Below are 3,632 nucleotides of genomic sequence, written 5' to 3' on the forward strand. Positions count from 1 at the left end.
TGCTAAGCGAGATCAAGCGCGTAAGCCGAGAAAAAAGCGAATATAACCCGAGCGTAGCGATGAGCTTGCCGGAGTTTTTGAGGGTGGGATAATCAAAATGACTCACATAGCAACTCTCTCAGGCGGCAAAGACAGCACGGCGATGGTCGATATGCTCTTACGCCACGGCCGCCCGCTGGATCATATCGTATTCAAGGATACGCTTCACGAGTTTGATTTGATGTATCGCTACGTCGAGCGGCTATCTGAATACTTTAGGGGCAGATACGGCAAAGAGGTCATCACGCTCAAACCCGAGATCAGCTTTGAGGATAGCGTATTTGGAAGACTGGGCGAAAGAAGCGAGACGAGGCAAGGCTGGATCAGAGGCCTGCCTATGCCTATCGGTTATCCCTGCACGTGGAGGAGAGAAGCCAAAAATCGCCCGTTTGAGCGCTGGATAAAAGAGCAAGGTATAACCGAATACAAAATTTATATCGGTTTTACGACGTCCGAAATCCACCGAAAAATGGCAGGCGACGAGTTTCTTTATCCGTTAATCGATGATTTTTCGATGAGCGAAACGGACTGCGCGGCGTATCTAAAAGAGCGCGAAATGGAAAATCCATTGTATCGCTACTTCACGCGCACGGGTTGTAGCTTTTGCCCGGCTCAAAGCGATAGGAGCTTTTTCCAAGTCTGGAAACATTTTCCCAAAGATTGGGAGTATATGAAGCAGATCGAAGCAAAACTGTTCCAGCTGGAGAGACGGGGCGAAAAGGTGCAAAACAAATACTGGTTTAGTCGTCAAAGGACTTGCGCGGATATGGAAAAAGAATTCAAAAAAGCCGACAAACAAAGTGGACTATTTGATTTTTCAGATGAGCCGCTGAAAGACTGTTTTTGTAAAATTTAAGGAGCGACCAATGCAAGATTTAGAAGTGCGGCTAAAAGCGGCGCAAAAGGAAATTATGATGCTGCGACGTAAAAAAGTAGTGATGCCCTCTCGCGCAGCCCAATTGCTGGGCGAGATCAAAAGGCTAGCTCAAAAAGGACTAGACGCCAAAACAATGACAACAAAAGACGAAAAACTAAGAGGGATAATCAAGAAGATTAAGGATTGATGATATGAGAGAGATTAAATTTAAAGCTTATTATAAAGCAGATAAAAGGATATACGAAGTTTTATATCTTGACTTTGCAAACAATGAATTAGGGCTATGGGACGAGGAGACGGAGGTTGATTTCGAGTGCTCTTTTGAAGATGTCGAACTTATGCAATACACAGGGCTAAAGGATCAAAATAATGCGGAAATTTACGAGAGCTACATCGTCAAATTTGACCCGCAGTCTCCTTGCGGCGATGAATTTTATAATCCGCGAGACGGCGAGATAGGCGAGGTGATTCTTGATTTCGGAAGTTTCGTTGTTAGACCGATTGATAAAAAGCGGGAGGATTTGCGATTTTCTCTCAGTGAGCTCGGCGATTGGGTAGTCGTCGGCAATATTTACGAAAATAAAATTTTAATAGGGGGTAAAAATGAACCTAGAAATTTTTAAAAACGATAACTTTGAGATCAGGGTTGCGGTAGGTGAGTCGGGCGATCCGCTTTTTTGCTTAGCCGACGTTTGCAGGGTTTTGGAAATCCAAAACGTTACCGACGTCAAAAATGCGATAAAAAGGGAGTTTGATGATGGCCTAGATTTAACCTACCCCATCTTTGACAGCCTGGGCAGGGAGCAAAACGCGACTTTTATTACCGAGCCGCAACTTTATTTCGTGCTCATGCGAAGCGACAAGCCAAACGCGAGGAGTTTTAGAAAATGGGTCAATATCGAGGTTTTGCCGTCTATTCGCAAACACGGCGGCTATTTGACGCAAAAAAAGATCGATGAGGTGCTAAGCGATCCCGATACGATCATAAAACTAGCGCTTGATCTGAAAGCTCAAAGAGCAAAAACTCAGGAGCTAGAGCGCGAAAAAGCGGCAAATTTACCTTATATCACCTTTGCAAAAGCAGTCGAAGCAAGCGCGACGAGCATCAATATCGGCGACTACGCAAAAGCCCTATGCGACGATAAGCGCATCAGGGTAGGGCAAAAACGGCTCTTTAGCTGGCTGCGAGATAGCGGATATTTACAAAAAGACAATAAGCCCTATCAGAAATACGTTGATAACGGATACTTTGAGCTCGTGATGAATGTGATAGCCACCACAAAAGGCAATCTGCAAACCTTTACGACGAAAATCACGAGCAAAGGGCAAGTAGCGCTCGCGCCTAAAATAGAGCAATTTTTCTCAAAGAGCGCGTAAATTTATAAATTATCCAAATAGTCCGCCCACCACTGCATCAAAGCGCGCATTTGGGCTAAATTTTGGGCGCGATTGTAGGCGGCGCGGATCTTGTCCGTGCCTTTGTGCGCGAGGCATTTTTCTATAATGTCGAAATTTAGCCCGTGAGCGTCGATGTTTTCGTTGCAAACGGTGCTAAACATGGCGCGAAAGCCGTGCGACACGATCTCGTCTTTGCTAAATCCCATCCTGCGCAGCGCGACGTTTAGGGTGTTTTCGCTCATATACCGGGCTGAGCCGTAAAGCGAGCCGAAAAGATAAATTTGATCTAGATTGTAGCCTTTGTATTCTTTTAGCAGCTCCAGGGCTTGGCGCGATAAGGGCAGGGTAAAAGCCTCTCGCATTTTCATATCGCCCGCGGGGATGTTTATGACGCCCTCATCAAAATCGATATACTCCCATTTTGCGCTTCTAACGTTAAAAGGGCGCAGTGCGGTGAGAACTGCAAATTTAAGGGCGTATTTGGTGCGAACGTCGCCGCTGTATTCGTCTATACTTTGCCAAAGAGCCTTAATATCGGCGTTTTTGGTAAGCGTCGCGTAATTTTTCTCTTTGACTTTTTTGAATGTGAAGCGGTAGTTAATGCTCGCGATCACGTTATGCGGCGCGATATAGTAGGCTGATTGCCAAATTTGATTTAAAAGCGAATAAAGCCGCTTCATCATCTCAAGGCTGCCTTTAGCCTCTATCTTTTTTAAAATTTCGATGACGTCGGTTACGGTGATGTCTGTAATGCTTCTATTTTCAAAAAACGGATAGGCATACATCTCAAGCAGCCTTTTATCTCTATATAGGGTATTTGGCTCTACGCCAGCGACTTTTATTTCAAGCTATCTTTGCGCGAGCTTTTTAAAATTAGCCTGCTCGTTTATCTCGCTCTCGCGTTTGACGTCGATGCCGTCTCTTACCTTTTGCTCTAGCTTAAATCTCTCCTCGCGTGCCATGGCCAAACTAAACTCGGGAAAGTCTCCTAAATTTAGCCTTTTGATTTTATTATCGGCCGGGCTTTTGTATTCGAGAGCAAAATATTTACGACCGCTAGGATCTACGAAAATATATAAACCTCTGCCGTCGCATTTCTTATAAATTTTATCCTTCGGCTTTAGCGCCCTAATCTCTCTATCTGTTAGCGGGGTGGGTATCTTTGGCATTTTTTACGGAGTCCTTTTGTGCTTTTTTGTTTTGCTCCGTTATTATTCCGTAAAAAATGGATATTTGCAAATATATTTTTATATCTGTTAGTATTTTTAAATATACGCAAAAATATCTTTAAAATCCGTCTATATCGGGGCTTTTTTAT

The 3,632-nt window shown here is 44.1% G+C and carries 6 protein-coding genes; 4 read left to right on the plus strand and 2 right to left on the minus strand.

The window, feature by feature from the left end; translation table 11 throughout:
* Positions 1 to 97 precede the first annotated feature (97 nt).
* The 4 genes from RYL88_RS12240 to RYL88_RS12255 are packed head-to-tail and all read left to right on the plus strand — an operon-like array spanning position 98 to position 2,293.
* Entirely contained in the window at positions 98 to 895 is a 798-nt protein-coding gene (locus RYL88_RS12240; RefSeq protein WP_314991652.1) for a phosphoadenosine phosphosulfate reductase family protein, read from the plus strand.
* A 10-nt stretch (positions 896 to 905) separates the two neighbouring features.
* Positions 906 to 1,103, plus strand: a complete 198-nt coding sequence (locus RYL88_RS12245) for a hypothetical protein (RefSeq protein ID WP_314991654.1) — start codon at positions 906 to 908, stop codon at positions 1,101 to 1,103.
* A gap of 4 nt (positions 1,104 to 1,107) precedes the next feature.
* Positions 1,108 to 1,539, plus strand: a complete 432-nt coding sequence (locus RYL88_RS12250) for a YopX family protein (protein WP_314991656.1) — start codon at positions 1,108 to 1,110, stop codon at positions 1,537 to 1,539.
* Positions 1,520 to 2,293, plus strand: a complete 774-nt coding sequence (locus RYL88_RS12255; RefSeq protein WP_314991657.1) for a phage antirepressor KilAC domain-containing protein — start codon at positions 1,520 to 1,522, stop codon at positions 2,291 to 2,293. The genes RYL88_RS12250 and RYL88_RS12255 overlap by 20 nt, the downstream gene beginning before the upstream one ends.
* 2 nt (positions 2,294 to 2,295) lie before the next feature.
* On the opposite strand, the gene RYL88_RS12260 is transcribed toward RYL88_RS12255, so the two are convergent.
* Together RYL88_RS12260 and RYL88_RS12265 are read right to left on the minus strand one after the other, a co-directional pair.
* Complete coding sequence (locus tag RYL88_RS12260) at positions 2,296 to 3,099, minus strand: site-specific integrase (RefSeq protein WP_314991659.1); 804 nt, start codon at positions 3,097 to 3,099, stop codon at positions 2,296 to 2,298.
* A 63-nt stretch (positions 3,100 to 3,162) separates the two neighbouring features.
* A complete protein-coding gene (locus RYL88_RS12265; protein WP_314991661.1) occupies positions 3,163 to 3,483 on the minus strand; it encodes an Arm DNA-binding domain-containing protein in 321 nt (106 codons plus the stop codon).
* Positions 3,484 to 3,632: the final 149 nt, after the last annotated feature.

This window comes from uncultured Campylobacter sp. (assembly GCF_963517995.1).
GTDB lineage: Bacteria > Campylobacterota > Campylobacteria > Campylobacterales > Campylobacteraceae > Campylobacter_A.